Below are 14,378 nucleotides of genomic sequence, written 5' to 3'. Positions count from 1 at the left end.
ACTAAGGGAAATCGGCCCGTTCCCTACGTGATCATGAAAAAAACAGCCCAAAGTAAGAATCAGAGCAAGCAGAGCGCCATCCACTACACCATCGTCCCGAAAGACCTGGCGGGCCACCTCTTTAACGTCAGCGTCACCGTGCCGGTGCCGAATCCCGAGGGCCAGGTGTTCGCGCTGCCGGCCTGGATCCCGGGCAGCTACATGATCCGCGAATTCGCGCGCAACATCGTGCGCATCCGCGCCGAAGCGAACGGCGCCGCCGTCGCGCTCACCAAGCTCGACAAGCACTCCTGGCAGGCGGCCCCCTGCGCAGGTCCCCTGACCCTGCACTACGAAGTCTATGCCTGGGACCTGTCGGTGCGCGCTGCCCACCTCGACCAGACCCACGGCTTCTTCAACGGCACCAGCGTGTTCCTGCGCGTGGTCGGGCAGGAAGCCGGCGCGCACGAAGTCGACATCCAGCGCCCGGGCGACCCGCGTGCGAAAACCTGGCGCGTCGCCACCGCGATGAAGGAGCTGGGCGCCAAGCGCTACGGCTTCGGCAGCTATGTCGCCGCCGACTACGACGAACTGATCGACCATCCGGTCGAGATGGGCGACTTTGCCCTCGCCAGCTTCAAGGCGCACGGCATCCCGCACGACATCGTCATCACCGGTCGCGTGCCGAACCTGGACATGGCGCGCCTGCAGGCCGACCTGAAGGCGATCTGCGAAGCGCAGATTGCGCTGTTCGAACCGGGCGTCAACAAGGCGCCGGTCGATCGCTACGTCTTCATGACGATGGCCGTCGGCGATGGTTACGGCGGCCTGGAACACCGCGCCTCCACCGCCCTGATCTGCGCCCGCGCCGACCTGCCGAGCACGGCCTCGCCGCAGACCGGGGAGCCGAAGTTGGACGGCACGTCCGACGGCTACCTGAAATACCTGGGCCTGTGCAGCCACGAGTACTTCCACACCTGGAACGTCAAGCGCATCAAGCCGGCCGTGTTCGCGCCCTACGATTTACAGGTCGAGAACTACACGCCGCTCTTGTGGCTGTTCGAAGGGTTTACCAGCTACTACGACGACCTGATGCTGGTGCGCGCCGGGATCATCAAGGAAGCGACTTATTTCAAGCTGCTCGGTAAAACCATTGGCAGCGTGCTGCGCGGCAGCGGACGCCTGAAGCAGAGCGTGGCCGATTCCAGCTTCGACGCCTGGAGCAAGTACTATCGCCAGGACGAGAATTCGCCGAACGCGATCATCAGCTACTACAGCAAGGGTTCGCTGATCGCGCTGGCCTTCGATCTCACCATCCGCGCCAGGACAGGCGGCGCCAAGACGCTCGACGACGTCATGCGCGCGCTGTGGCAGCGCTATGGCCGCGATTTCTATCCGAGCGTCGGGCGCGGCGTCACCGAGGGCGAAGTCGAGGCCCTGTTCGACGAAGTCAGCGGCCTGAAACTGCGCTCCCTGTTCGACAAGTTCGTGCGCGGCACGGACGACTTGCCGCTCGCTAAACTGTTCACGCCTTTCGGCATGAAGCTGACCGACGAACGCAAGAGCGGCAAGCCCTCGCTGGACGCCGGCATCGGCCGCGATCCACTCGGCGCCAAGCTGACCCAGGTGCACGAGGGCGGCGCGGCGCACGTGGCCGGCCTGTCGGCGCTGGACGTCGTGATCGCCATCGACGGCCTGCGCGTGAACGGCAACCCGTCCAACGTGGACGCGCTGCTGTCGCGCTACCGCGTGGGCGATACGGTCACCGTGCATGCCTTCCGCCGCGACGAATTGATGGCCTTCGACGTGACGCTGCAGGGCGACCGCGTGCCGGGCATCACCCTGGCGCCTGCCGTCGCCGGCAAGAAGTCGGTGGCGCTGCCGCGGCCGAGCGCGGCGTAATTTTCCGGCCCGGCCGCCGCGCCGGGCCTTTTCTTATCCGCTTCCTGTTCTCCCATTTGATGAGGTGTCCGTTGAAAAAGCCGATCGCAGCCGCCGTTCTCGCTCTTGCCATGCCGTTCGCGCTGGCCCAGTCTCCCGCACCGCTGAAGGACCAAGTCAAAACGCGCCTCGACGGCATGTACCCATGGCTGGACACGGTCTATAAAGACTTGCATGCGCATCCGGAGATCGCCTTCCAGGAAGTGCGCACCGCGGGCAAGCTGGCCGGCGAAATGCGCAAGCTCGGCTTCGAGGTCACGGAAAAGGTCGGCAAGACGGGCATCGTCGCGGTGTACAAGAACGGCGCCGGTCCGACGGTGCTGGTGCGTACCGAGCTCGATGGCTTGCCGATGGAAGAAAAGACCGGCTTGCCCTACGCCAGCCGCGCCAAGGCGACCAGCGACGGGCGCGAGAGTTTCGTGACACACAGCTGCGGCCACGACATCCACATGGCCAGCTGGCTAGGCGCCGCGCGCACGCTGGTGGATATGAAAGCGCAGTGGAAGGGCACCCTGGTATTCATCGGCCAGCCGGCCGAGGAGACCGTGTCGGGCGCGAAGGCGATGCTGGACGACGGCCTCTTCAAACGCTTCCCGAAACCGGACTATGCCTTCGCCCTGCATTCCTGGCCGCTGGCCTATGGCACGGTCGGTTATAACGCCGGCGCTGTGTCGTCGAATTCGGACGCGTTGGAGATCGTTTTCAAGGGCCGGGGCGGCCACGGCTCCGCGCCCGACAAATCGGTGGCCCCGATCACGATCGCGGCGCGTTTCGTGGTCGACGTGCAGACCATCGTCAGCCGCGAGAAGGACCCGAAGGAATTCGGCGTGGTGACGATCGGCGCGATCCAGGGCGGCACAGTCGGCAACATCATTCCGGACAGCGTGCAGGTGCGCGGCACGATCCGCTCCTACAGCCCGGCCGTGCGCGCCAAGCTGCTGGACGGCGTGCGCCGCGTCGCCGTCGCCTCGGCGGCAATGGCCGGCGCGCCGGCGCCGGACGTGCAGCTGATCAGCGGCGGCGCGGCCATCGTCAACAGCGAGGCGCTGGTGACGAAACTGGAACCCGTGTTCAAGGACGCCTTCGGCGACGCCAAGGCCCAGCGCATGCCGGCCATGACGGCGAGCGAAGATTTTTCGCAGTACGTGAACCAGGGCGTGCCGGGGATGTTCTTCTTCACCGGCGTGTATGACCCGAAGATGGTCGAGGAAGCGGCGCGCGAGGGCGGCAAGCCGATCGCGTTCAATCATTCGCCGTTTTATGCACCGGTGCCGGAGCCGTCGATCAAGACGGGCGCGCAGGCCATGAGTCTGGCGGTGTTGAGTGTGATGAAGCGGTAATTCGCCGTGGCCGCGTGCGCGCGGCTGTGCGTTTGATCTTCCGTACGAACGCGTGGAGTCCCGACTCCACGGGTTTTCGTGTCTCGACATACCCGACCTTGTGCATTCGCCCCCCATCACTGCGGCCCGGCCAACGACCGCAACTGAAACCGATACTGGTGATCGAACAAGAACGTCTCCGAAAACGTCAGCTTCCGCATATTCGCCGCCAACAAATGTGACGGCCTCGGCAAGCGCCCGGTCCGCCGCATCGACGCCAGCGCCACCTCCGACGCATCCGGATCGCGCGAACGCTGCACGACTACATCCTGCAACTCGCCATCTTCTCCCACGGTGATGTTCACCACCACGATCGCCGGCAGCATCGGCGGCAGGCGGCCGCTGAAGGTCTGGCCGCTGTTGGCGCGCATGACGTGCTGGGCAACTTCGGCCTTGTAGGCGTCGAGCGTGGGCGAGGGCGGCGGGACGGGGGCGTCGGTCCTGGGAGCAGGAAGAATGGCGGCGACGATGCGCTTGGCGGTGGAGGCGACGGGCTGGACCGTGCTGCATCCGCCCAGGGCTGCCAGAAGAAGAAGGAGGAGAGCGGCCCGGGTGCGGATGAATGTGAACATGATCAGTCGAATAATCGTCGTAGTTCGGCGCCAGGGTTGGAAGCGCGCATGAACGCTTCGCCCACCAGGAACGCGTGCACGTTTGCCTCGCGCATGCGCTGCACATCGCCCGGCACCATGATTCCCGACTCGGTCACGACCAGCCGCTCGCTGCCGATGCGCGGCAGCAGGCCGATGGTCGTGTCCAGCGAGACCTCGAAGGTGCGCAGGTTGCGGTTGTTGATGCCGACGAGCGGCGTTTTCAGCTTCAAAGCCGCGGTCAGCTCATCACCGTCATGTACTTCGACCAGCACATCCATGCCAAGTTCCTGGGCACAGGCCTCCAATTCCGCCATCAGGCCGTGATCGAGGGCGGAGACGATCAACAGGATCGCATCGGCCCCCATCGCGCGCGCTTCGTAGACCTGGTACATGTCGACGATAAAATCCTTGCGGATCACGGGCAACTCGACGGCCGCACGCGCCTGGCGCAAATAATCTACCGAGCCCTGAAAGAACTGTACGTCCGTCAGCACCGAGAGGCAAGCAGCCCCAGCATTGGCATAGCTCTCGGCGATCTGCGCCGGCCGGAAGTCCGGACGCAGCACGCCCTTCGAGGGCGAAGCCTTCTTCACTTCGGCGATCACGCCCGCGCGGCCCGCGGCGATGTGCTTGCGCAGGCTCGCTTCGAAGCCGCGGATGCCGGCGCGCAGTTCGGTGTCGGTTTCGACGTCGCGGCGCAGGCTGGCCAGGTCGCGGTGCCGTTTGGCGGCCGCCACTTCATCGGCCTTGACGGCCAGGATCTTGTTCAGGATGTCGGACATACGTGTATGAAACCTTAGTGGGACTTGGACAGCGCCAGCTTCACGCCGAGCCAGACGAACAGGCCGCCGGTAACGCGGTTGAGCCAGAGCGAGACCGTCGGGCTGAGCTTGATGCGTGCGCTGGCCTTCGCGGTCGTGACCGCCAGTCCCAGGCACCAGAGCATGCCGTTGACGTTGAAGATGCAGCCCAGGACGATGAAGGCCAGCGCCTTGTTCGGCGCATCGGCGCTGATGAATTGCGGGACGAAGGCGAGGAAGAAGATCGCGACCTTCGGGTTCAGTACATTGGTCAGAAAACCCTGGCCGAAGATGGTGCGGTAGGGCAGGGGCGGCAGCATCGGCGCCGCCGTCTCGCCATCGCGCCTGCGGCTGCGCAGCAGGCCGACCGCCATATACAGGATGTAGGCCGCGCCGACCAGCTTCACCACGGTGAAGGCGGTGGCGGAGGTGGCCAGCACCGCCGACAGTCCCAGCGCCGCGGCGAAGATGTGGACCAGGGTGCCGCTCCCGATGCCGAGCGCCGCCGCACAGCCGGCGCGCCAGCCCTGGGTCGCGCTGCGCGTCATGATCAGCAGCGAATCGGGGCCGGGCATGATGTTGAGGAGCAGTCCGGAAAGCACAAACAGGGGCAGGTCGTGGATTCCGAACATATTGGCTCCTTAGGACTGGGCGCCCAGCTGGCGCGTGACGGCGACGAATTGTTCGAGCTTGGCCATGGCCGCGCCGGATGCGATGGTCGCACGTGCCTTGGCCAGCCCTTCCTCGATCGAGGATGCGACGCCGGCCGCATATAGGGCGGTGCCGGCGTTCAGCGCCACGATGTCGGTGGCCGGTCCCGGCTCGCCGCGCAGCGCTTCCATCACGCGCAGCTTCGATTCGGCGGTGTCGGCCACGCGCAGGTTGCGGCTGGCAATCATCGACATGCCGAAGTCTTCCGGATGGATTTCGTATTCGCGGATTTCGCCGTCGACCAGTTCGCCGACCAGGGTGCCGGCGCCGAGCGAGACTTCGTCCATGTTGTCGCGGCCCCAGACCACCAGCGCATGCTGGGCGCCGAGGCGCTGCAGCACGCGCACCTGGATGCCGACCAGGTCCGGGTGGAACACGCCCATCAGGATGTTCGGCGCGCCGGCCGGATTGGTCAGCGGTCCGAGAATATTAAAAATGCTGCGCACGCCCAGCTCGCGGCGCACCGGCGCCACGTGCTTCATCGCCGCGTGGTGGTTGGGCGCGAACATGAAGCCGATGCCGGTCTGCGCGATCGATTGCGCGATCTGCTCGGGTTTCAAATCGATGTGGGCGCCCAGCGCTTCGATCAGGTCGGCGCTGCCCGAGGAGGACGAGACGCTGCGTCCGCCATGCTTGGCCACGCGCGCGCCGGCGGCAGCCGCCACGAACATCGAGGCGCTGGAGATATTGAAGGTATTCGCGCCGTCGCCGCCCGTGCCGACAATGTCGAGCAGGTGGGTGGTGTCGGCCATCGGCACCTTGGTCGAGAACTCGCGCATGACTTGCGCCGCGGCGGTGATCTCGCCGATGGTTTCCTTCTTCACGCGCAGGCCGACGGTCAGCGCCGCGACCATGGTCGGCGACATCTCGCCCGACATGATCTGGCGGAACAGGTGCAGCATCTCGTCGTGGAAGATCTCGCGGTGTTCGATACAGCGCAGCAGCGCTTCTTGCGGGGTGATTTTCATTATCCCTCCAGGAAATTCTTGAACAACGCGTGGCCGTGCTCGGACAAAATCGACTCGGGGTGGAACTGCACGCCCTGGATGTCGAACTCCTTGTGGCGCACACCCATGATCTCGCCATCGTCGGTCCAGGCGGTCACTTCGAGGCAGGAAGGCAGCGAGGCGCGCTCGATCGCCAGCGAGTGGTAGCGGATCACGGTGAACGGGCTCGGGATCCCCTTGAAGACACCTTCTCCGGTGTGCGCGATCATCGAGGTCTTGCCGTGCATGACCTGCTTGGCGCGGATGATCGTGCCCCCAAAAGCTTCGCCGATGGCCTGGTGGCCGAGACAGACGCCGAGGATCGGCAGCTTGCCGCCGAATTCCTTGATCACGTCGACCGAGACGCCGGCATCGCTTGGTGCTTTCGGGCCCGGCGAGATGCAGATGCGGTCGGGCTTCATGGCCGCGATCTGCGCAATCGTGACTTCGTCGTTGCGCACCGTGCGCACGTCTTCACCCAGCTCGCCGAAGTACTGGACGATGTTGTAGGTGAAGGAATCGTAGTTGTCGATCATCAGCAGCATGTTCAGAACTCCCCATCCAGTCCGTCTTGTACTTGTTCAGCCGCGCGCAAAACGGCGCGGGCCTTGGCTTCGGTTTCCTGCCATTCCATCTCCGGGATCGAGTCGGCGACGATGCCGGCCGCAGCCTGCACGTACAGGTTGCCGTCCTTGATCACGCCGGTGCGGATCGCGATCGCCACGTCCATCTCGCCGCCAAAGGAGAGATAACCGCAGGCGCCGCCGTAGATGCCGCGTTTCACGGGCTCGAGTTCGTCGATGATTTCCATCGCCCGCACTTTCGGTGCGCCGGTCAGCGTCCCGGCGGGGAAGGTGGCGCGCAGCACGTCCAGGTTCGACATGCCTTCCTTCAAAGCGCCTTCGACGTTCGAGACGATGTGCTGCACGTGCGAGTATTTTTCGATGACCATGCGGTCCGTGACCTTGACGGTGCCGATGTCGGCGATGCGGCCGATGTCGTTGCGCGCCAGGTCGATCAGCATCACGTGCTCGGCGATCTCTTTCGGGTCGGCCAGCAGTTCGGCGGCCAGTTCGGCGTCGCGTTCGGGCGTCGAGCCGCGCGGGCGGGTGCCGGCGATCGGGCGCAGCGTGACCTTGCGTTCGCCGGCAGGCGAGGTCTCGTTGCGGACCAGGATCTCCGGCGACGCGCCCACGATCTGCATGTCGCCGAAGTTGTAGTAGTACATGTAGGGCGACGGATTCAGCGAACGCAGCGAGCGGTACAGCGACAAAGGCGAGTCCACATACGGCTTGCGGATGCGCTGGCCGATCTGCACCTGCATCAGGTCGCCGGCCATCACGTATTCGTGGGCCTTCGCCACCGCCTTCAGGTAGTCTTCCTTGCTGAAGTCGCGCACGGCTTCGGTACGCACCGAGGCGGTCGTGACGGGCGCATCGACGCTCCGGCGCAGCATCACGCGCAGATCCTTGAGGCGCTGGCGCGCTTTCGCAAAGGCTTCCGGCTGCGACGGGTCGGCATACACGATCAGGTAGAGTTTGCCGGACAGGTTGTCGATCACGGCCAGCTCTTCGGTCACCAGCAGCTGGATGTCGGGCAGGCCGAGCGTGTCCTGCGGCGCCTTGCCGGCCAGCTTGCGCTCGATGTGGCGCACCGTGTCATAGCCGAAGTAGCCGGCCAGGCCGCCGCAGAAGCGCGGCATGCCCGGACGCAGCGCGACCTTGAAGCGCGACTGATAGGCTTCGATGAAGTCGAGCGGATTGCCCTCGTGGGTTTCGACGACAACGCCGTTGGTGACGATCTCGGTGAGATTGCCGCTGCTGCGCAGCAGCGTCTTGGCCGGCAGGCCGATGAAGGAATAGCGGCCGAAGCGTTCGCCGCCGACGACCGATTCGAGCAGGAAGGTGTTCTTGCCGGTGTTCTGCGACTGCGCCAGCTTCAGGTAGAGCGACAGCGGCGTCTCGAGATCGGCGAAAGCCTCGGCGATCAGCGGAATGCGGTTGTAGCCCTGGTTGGCCAGCGATTTGAATTCGAGTTCGGTCATGTTCTTCTCCGGGCCGCCAGCGTTCAAGGTGGAGGAGGGGCGGCGGTAGTGTAAAAAACCTGCCGGGTGCGCGTGCAGCCGGCAGCAATCAAGACGGGTTAGTTAGCCCAGGATTGCCAGCGTCGCCAGACCCAGGCCTCAGGGGCGCCGGTCTGGTTGACGGTGTGTTTTTTAGTGAAGAACATGTATAGATGAGTTAGTTTTGAGTGCTGTTGTGCGCACGAATCAGCTCGGCGGCATCCAGTAGCGAATTAACTATACCATCGGAATCGATGCTTTGCACAGGCCTTCCGTGGTTATAACCATATGGCACTGTGAGCACATAGCAACGCGCCGCGCGCGCCGCTTCGGCATCGTTCGAGGAGTCGCCGATCGCCACCACCGACGGCGGCGCCAGGTCGAAGTCGCTGCAGACCTGCAGCAGCGGCATTGGATCGGGCTTCTTTTTCGGCAGGGAATCGCCGCCGTAGACCAGCTCGAAATAGGGAGACAAACCCTTTTGCGCCAGCAGTGGCGTGGCGAAGGCGATCGGCTTGTTGGTCACGCAGGCCAGGCGCAGGCCGATGTCGCGCATGGCCTGCAGGCCTTCGATCACGCCTTCGTACAGCCTGCTCCGTTCGCCGTTGATGGCGAGGTAATGGCGCTGGTAGGCGGCCATCGCCTCGTCGAATACGGCATCGATGCGCGCCGCGTCGTAGTCGAGCGCGAGCACGTCGCGGATCAGCTTTTCGGAACCCTTGCCGACCATCGGTTCAATGACAGCCTGGGTGATCGGAGCCAGTCCAAAATCGGCGCGCATGCCGTTCAGGGCCAGTTCAAAGTCGGGCACGGTGTCGAGCATCGTGCCGTCGAGATCGATGATGGCGGCCCTGATGGCCGCGGCGCCGGGACGCACCCTTACTTCCCGACGTTAGCCAGTTCGGCGCGCATGGCGTCGATCACGGCCTTGTAGTCGGGCTTGCCGAAGATGGCCGAGCCGGCGACGAAGGTGTCGGCGCCTGCGGCCGCTGCGGCGGCGATGTTCTCGGCCTTGATGCCGCCATCGACCTCGAGCATGATGTCGCGGCCCGATTCGTCGATCATGCGGCGCGCGATCGCGATCTTCTTCAGGGCTTCCGGGATGAAGGACTGGCCGCCGAAGCCCGGATTGACCGACATAATCAGGATCATGTCGATCTTGTCCATCACGTGCTCGAGGTAGTGCATCGGCGTGGCTGGGTTGAACACCAGGCCGGCCTTGCAGCCGTGGTCGCGGATCAGCTGCAGGGTGCGGTCGATGTGTTCGGATGCTTCCGGGTGGAAGGTGATGATGTTGGCGCCGGCTTTGGCGAAGTCGGGGATGATGCGGTCGACCGGTTTGACCATCAGGTGGACGTCGATCGGCACCTGCACGTGCGGGCGGATCGCCTGGCAGACCAGCGGGCCGATGGTCAGGTTCGGCACGTAATGGTTGTCCATTACGTCGAAGTGGATGATGTCGGCGCCTGCCTCGACGACGTTGCGGACTTCCTCGCCCAGGCGGGCGAAATCGGCGGACAGGATGCTGGGAGCGATGCGGTAGGTGGCCATAGATAAGTTGGAACTGCGGACGTTGCGGTTGGGTTGAAGCCGCTATTTTACGCCGAGCTGGCGCATAGGCGCGCAGCCTCGATTTGCGGGGCGGAGTATCATGGGCCTTTGCGCACCTTGCGTCTCCACCAATAAGAAAGAGGGAAGCCGATGGCTGCCTACGAGTTCACCGTCAACGTCCGCACCAAATACCTGGCCGAGCAAAGCAAGCCGGAGCAGGACGAATATCTGTTTTCCTATACGATCACGATCCGCAATACCGGCGACGTGCCGGCCCAGCTGATTTCACGGCACTGGGTAATCACCGACGCCAACAACCGGGTGCAGGAAGTCTCGGGCCTGGGCGTGGTCGGGCACCAGCCGCTGCTGAAACCCGGCGAAGAGTTCGAATACTCGAGCGGCACGCCGCTGGCCACACCCCAGGGCACGATGCGCGGCGAATACTTCTGCGTGGCCGAGGACGGCCACCGTTTCGAAGCCCTGATTCCGGAATTCGTGCTCTCGCTGCCGCGCATGCTGCACTGATCAGTCCTGGCGCGGTTCGCTTTTTGATTCGCGCTCCTCGCGCAGCGGGCGCTTGCGGGTTTCGGGCCGGCCATGGAACATCGTCCACCAGACGATAAACACGAGCAGGAAGAACGCCACGCCCGCTTCCAACATCAAGATCCACATAGACTGTCCTTATGCAAACGATACGCCGCAGTGTACCTACTTCGCTTGCCCTCGTCGCCCTTCTTTTGGCCGCCTGCGGCACGCCGCCGCCCGCGCCCGTCAAGCCGACGCCGACGCCGCCGGCGAAGCAGCCCGACATCGTGATGCCGCCGCCGGTCGGGCCGGTTGCGATTCCCGCGCCAACCCCGGTTCCGCCGCCGCCCGTGCCGCCGATGACGCCGGTGTCCTTCGAGTCGCTGCCCGGCTGGCAGCAGGACGACCTGCGCCAGGCCTGGCCGGCTTATCTGGCATCGTGCCGGGTGCTGGCGAAGAAGCCGCAATGGAGCGCGCCTTGCGCGGCTTCGGCCACGGTCGACGCCGGCGACAGCGCCGCCATCCGCCGCTATTTCGAGACCTACTTCGTGCCGAACCAGATGCGCACGCCCGACGGCGCCGACACCGGCCTGATCACCGGTTATTACGAGCCGATGCTGCGCGGATCGCGCAAGCGCGGCGGCGCCTTCCAGACGCCGCTGTACCGGGTGCCGGACGACCTGATCACGGTCGACTTGGCCTCCGCGTACCCGAGCTTGAAGAACATGCGCCTGCGCGGCCGCCTGGTCGGCAAGACCGTGGTCCCGTACAGCACCCGCGCCGAGATCGAGCGCGCGCCCTTGCGCGGCAAGGAGCTGCTCTGGGTCGACGATCCGGTCGAGGCCTTCTTCCTCGAAGTGCAGGGTTCGGGGCGGGTACAGATCGACGAGACCGGCGAGACGGTGCGCATCGCCTTCGCCGACCAGAACGGCCATCCGTATAAAGTGATCGGGCGCTGGCTGGTGGAGCAGGGCGAATTGCCGGCCGATGGCGTCTCGGCGCAGAGCATCAAGGCCTGGATCACGGCCAATCCGGCGCGGCGCCAGGAACTCCTGAACGTCAATCCGAGCTATATCTTCTTCCGCGAAGAGCGCCTGCCGGATCCTGGCGTCGGACCGAAGGGGGCGCTGGGCGTGCCTCTGACGCCGGAGCGTTCGGTGGCGGTCGACCCGTCGATCGTGCCGCTCGGTGCGCCGCTGTTCCTGTCGACCACGCACCCGGCCGACGGCGCGGCCATCCAGCGCCTGATGATGGCGCAGGATACGGGCGGGGCGATCCGCGGCGCGGTGCGGGCCGATTTCTTCTTCGGTTTCGGCGGGAATGCGGCCGAGTATGCGGGGCGCATGAAACAGCGCGGGAACGTCTGGGTGCTGCTGCCGAAATAAGGATCAGTCGTTCACATGGCGCAGCCGGGTGCCCGCCACTGCGGCAATGGCGAGCATCAGCGCGCCACCGGCGACACAGGCCAGTCCGGTGCGCACGCTGAAGCGCTCGGCCAAGGCGCCGGCCGCCAGGGCGCCGAGCGGGGCGCTGGCCACCGTCAGCGAGCGCATCGTCGCCACCATCCGGCCGAGGACCGCGTCCGGCGTCACGCGCTGGCGCAGGGCGATGTAGGGCACGAAGAACAGGGTAGCGCCGCAGTCGAGCAGGAAGACGACGCTGCCGTAGGCGATGGCAGTCAATGCCGTGCTGCCCAGCAGGGCAACGGGAATCGCCGGCATCAGCGCGAAGCCGCAGACGCAGGTGCACAAGCCGACCAGGATCGCGCGCCCGCTGCCGAAGCGGTTCGACAGCGGTTTTACGAGGATCGAGCCGGCCAGGATGCCGGCGCCGCCCAGCATCTGCGCCGTTCCCATCACGCCGGGCGCCATGCCGAGCACGCGGGTGGCGAACAGGACGTGGAGGGCCAGGTAGCCATAAAACAGGAAATGCCAGGCGCCGGAGGTCCAGGCCAGGGTGCGCAGCACCGGATGCTTCCACACGAAGGCCAGGCCGTCGCGGATGTCGTGCAGGGGATGGGTGGTCGACGGCGCCGGCTGCGGTTCGCGCGCGCGGATGCGGCGCAAATTCGCCAGCGAGACGATGAAGGCGCCGACGTTGCAGAGAATGGCGAAGGGCGCGCCCAGCAGCTGCACCATGGCGCCGGCCATGCCGGGGCCGATCAGGCGCGCAGCCGATTCGGTGCCGGCCAGCTTGGCATGTGCGTCGACCAGGCGTTCGCGCCCGACGACGAAGGTCAAAAAGACCTGCTCGGCGCTGCCGCCGACGGTGAGGCCGGTGCCGAGCACGAAGCCGACCGCATACAACCAGTGAATGCTCAGGATGCCCAGCCACCAGGCCAGCGGCACGCTCGCCAGCGCGGTAGCAACCATCACGTCGCTGCACATCATGATCGGCAGGCGCCGGCTGCGGTCGAGCAGGACGCCGGAAGGTAGGCCGAACAACAGGAAGGGCAGGGATTCGAGCGCGGCCAGGGTTCCCATCTGGCTCGGCGTCGCATGCATCAGCAGCACCGCGCAGATGGGCAGGGCCAGCAAGGTGATCTGGGAGCCGAACTGGGTCAGCGCGCTGCTCAGCCAGAGGCGGCGAAAGTCGCTGCTCTGCAGCAGGCCGTCCGCGGCCAGACGATTCAAGGTCGTGCGTAAGGTAGCGATGGTCTGCTCGTATAGGCTTGCTTAAATCGCAATGATAACCGCCTTTCCCGGCCGTGGAGGCGCTACAATCGCGGCACTGATCAATCCCTTATATAGAGGTGTCCAATGGAATACGCTGACCTGCTGATCGAAAACCACGGCAAGGTGGTCGTGATTCGCCTGAACCGTCCCAAGGCGATGAACGCGCTGAACGACAACATGATGAACGAGCTGGGCGACGCCCTGTACAAGTTCGATGCGGATCCGAGCGTCAACGTCATCGTCCTGACCGGCAGCGAAAAAGTGTTTGCGGCAGGCGCCGACATCGCGGCCATGGCGAATTACACCTATGCGGACACCTATCCGGGCAATTACATCGGCCGCAACTGGGAGCACATCCTGAACGTGCGTAAGCCGGTGATCGGCGTCGTCGCCGGTTATGCGCTGGGTGGCGGCTGCGAACTGGCGATGATGTGCGATTTCCTGGTTGCCGCCGACAGTGCCAAATTCGGCCAGCCGGAAATCAAGGTCGGCGTGACCCCGGGCGCGGGCGGCACCCAGCGTCTGCCGCGCGCGATCGGCAAGTCGAAAGCCATGGACATGCTGCTGACCTCGCGCATGATCGATGCGGCCGAGGCCGAGCGTACCGGTCTGGTGTCGCGCGTCTTCCCGGCGGACTCACTGATGGAAGAAGCGCTGAAAGTGGCGAACACCATTGCCGAGATGCCGGTATCGGTGGCGATGGCGATCAAGGATTCGGTCAACCGCGCCTTCGAGACGACGCTGACCGAAGGCGTGCGCTACGAGCGCCGCTTCTTCCACGCGGGCTTCGGCACCCCGGCGCAGAAGGAGGGGATGTCCGCCTTCCTGGAGAAGCGCAAGCCCAACTTCGAAGGCATGTAAGCGGCTGAGTGTTGTTCAAAAAGACGGTCGCGCAAAAACACTTGCGCGACTCTCGTCTGGTTTGCTATAGTTCGCCTCCTCGCAAAAACGACAACGAAATCAAGTAGTTGAAGTAGCAACGAGAAGCCGCAGACTCTGCGGTGTAGCAAAAAAGAGGTTGACGAGAATCACGAAATGCTTCATACTCTTTTTCCTCTGCTGCTGACGAACAAAACGATTCGCAGAACGCAGCAAGGCAGTACCGAATAAGTTCTTTAACAATTAACAGTCGATAAGTGTGGGCGTTTGATGAAGGTGCCAGCTGACTTGTTCAGC

The 14,378-nt window shown here is 64.7% G+C and carries 15 protein-coding genes; 5 read left to right on the top strand and 10 right to left on the bottom strand.

Annotation, left to right across the window (positions count from 1 at the left end; translation table 11 throughout):
• The first annotated feature begins 33 nt into the window (after window positions 1-33).
• Together ACFPQ5_RS23620 and ACFPQ5_RS23615 are read left to right on the top strand one after the other, a co-directional pair.
• Window positions 34-1,881 (top strand): M61 family metallopeptidase, encoded by a 1,848-nt coding sequence (locus tag ACFPQ5_RS23620; protein ID WP_379761440.1) that lies wholly within the window; start codon window positions 34-36, stop codon window positions 1,879-1,881.
• 110 nt (window positions 1,882-1,991) lie between these two features.
• On the top strand, window positions 1,992-3,260 hold the full coding sequence (locus tag ACFPQ5_RS23615) for an amidohydrolase (protein WP_379761737.1): 1,269 nt from the start codon (window positions 1,992-1,994) through the stop codon (window positions 3,258-3,260).
• 116 nt (window positions 3,261-3,376) lie between these two features.
• Here the strand turns inward: ACFPQ5_RS23615 and ACFPQ5_RS23610 are convergent, their stop codons facing one another.
• The 8 genes from ACFPQ5_RS23610 to rpe form a co-directional block, all read right to left on the bottom strand.
• Window positions 3,377-3,871, bottom strand: a complete 495-nt coding sequence (locus ACFPQ5_RS23610) for a hypothetical protein (protein ID WP_379761438.1) — start codon at window positions 3,869-3,871, stop codon at window positions 3,377-3,379.
• A 2-nt stretch (window positions 3,872-3,873) separates the two neighbouring features.
• Entirely contained in the window at window positions 3,874-4,674 is an 801-nt protein-coding gene (gene trpC, locus ACFPQ5_RS23605) for an indole-3-glycerol phosphate synthase TrpC (protein WP_379761436.1), read from the bottom strand.
• A gap of 14 nt (window positions 4,675-4,688) precedes the next feature.
• Entirely contained in the window at window positions 4,689-5,324 is a 636-nt protein-coding gene (locus ACFPQ5_RS23600; RefSeq protein WP_379761433.1) for a LysE family translocator, read from the bottom strand.
• A 9-nt stretch (window positions 5,325-5,333) separates the two neighbouring features.
• Window positions 5,334-6,371 (bottom strand): anthranilate phosphoribosyltransferase, encoded by a 1,038-nt coding sequence (trpD, locus tag ACFPQ5_RS23595; RefSeq protein WP_379761431.1) that lies wholly within the window; start codon window positions 6,369-6,371, stop codon window positions 5,334-5,336.
• Window positions 6,371-6,934, bottom strand: a complete 564-nt coding sequence (locus ACFPQ5_RS23590; RefSeq protein ID WP_379761429.1) for an anthranilate synthase component II — start codon at window positions 6,932-6,934, stop codon at window positions 6,371-6,373. Before ACFPQ5_RS23590 ends, trpD begins: the two co-directional genes overlap by 1 nt.
• Window positions 6,935-6,936: 2 nt before the next feature.
• The gene (gene trpE / locus ACFPQ5_RS23585) at window positions 6,937-8,433 is read right to left on the bottom strand and encodes an anthranilate synthase component I (RefSeq protein WP_379761427.1); all 1,497 of its coding nucleotides are present in this window, start codon (window positions 8,431-8,433) and stop codon (window positions 6,937-6,939) included.
• A 196-nt stretch (window positions 8,434-8,629) separates the two neighbouring features.
• On the bottom strand, window positions 8,630-9,328 hold the full coding sequence (locus ACFPQ5_RS23580; protein ID WP_379761425.1) for a phosphoglycolate phosphatase: 699 nt from the start codon (window positions 9,326-9,328) through the stop codon (window positions 8,630-8,632).
• Window positions 9,329-9,330: 2 nt separating this feature from the next.
• Entirely contained in the window at window positions 9,331-10,002 is a 672-nt protein-coding gene (gene rpe, locus ACFPQ5_RS23575; RefSeq protein WP_379761423.1) for a ribulose-phosphate 3-epimerase, read from the bottom strand.
• Between the two features lie 150 nt (window positions 10,003-10,152).
• On the opposite strand from rpe, the gene apaG reads away from it, so the two are divergent.
• Window positions 10,153-10,527, top strand: a complete 375-nt coding sequence (gene apaG, locus ACFPQ5_RS23570; protein ID WP_136220130.1) for a Co2+/Mg2+ efflux protein ApaG — start codon at window positions 10,153-10,155, stop codon at window positions 10,525-10,527.
• Here the strand turns inward: apaG and ACFPQ5_RS23565 are convergent, their stop codons facing one another.
• A complete protein-coding gene (locus tag ACFPQ5_RS23565) occupies window positions 10,528-10,674 on the bottom strand; it encodes a hypothetical protein (protein ID WP_379761421.1) in 147 nt (48 codons plus the stop codon). It abuts the gene before it with no gap.
• A gap of 11 nt (window positions 10,675-10,685) precedes the next feature.
• Between ACFPQ5_RS23565 and mltA the strand changes: the two genes are divergently transcribed.
• A complete protein-coding gene (gene mltA / locus ACFPQ5_RS23560; RefSeq protein WP_379761419.1) occupies window positions 10,686-11,912 on the top strand; it encodes a murein transglycosylase A in 1,227 nt (408 codons plus the stop codon).
• Window positions 11,913-11,915: 3 nt separating this feature from the next.
• Here the strand turns inward: mltA and ACFPQ5_RS23555 are convergent, their stop codons facing one another.
• Window positions 11,916-13,160 carry an MFS transporter gene (locus tag ACFPQ5_RS23555; RefSeq protein WP_379761417.1) on the bottom strand — a complete coding sequence of 415 codons (1,245 nt, stop codon included), beginning with the start codon at window positions 13,158-13,160 and terminating at the stop codon, window positions 11,916-11,918.
• Window positions 13,161-13,286: 126 nt separating this feature from the next.
• Between ACFPQ5_RS23555 and ACFPQ5_RS23550 the strand changes: the two genes are divergently transcribed.
• The gene (locus ACFPQ5_RS23550) at window positions 13,287-14,063 is read left to right on the top strand and encodes an enoyl-CoA hydratase (protein ID WP_379761415.1); all 777 of its coding nucleotides are present in this window, start codon (window positions 13,287-13,289) and stop codon (window positions 14,061-14,063) included.
• Window positions 14,064-14,378: the final 315 nt, after the last annotated feature.

The organism is Massilia suwonensis (genome assembly GCF_042655665.1).
Lineage (GTDB): Bacteria > Pseudomonadota > Gammaproteobacteria > Burkholderiales > Burkholderiaceae_D > Telluria > Telluria suwonensis.
The sequence above is the reverse complement of the archived record's forward strand: the minus strand, read 5'-3'. Positions and strand labels throughout refer to the sequence as shown.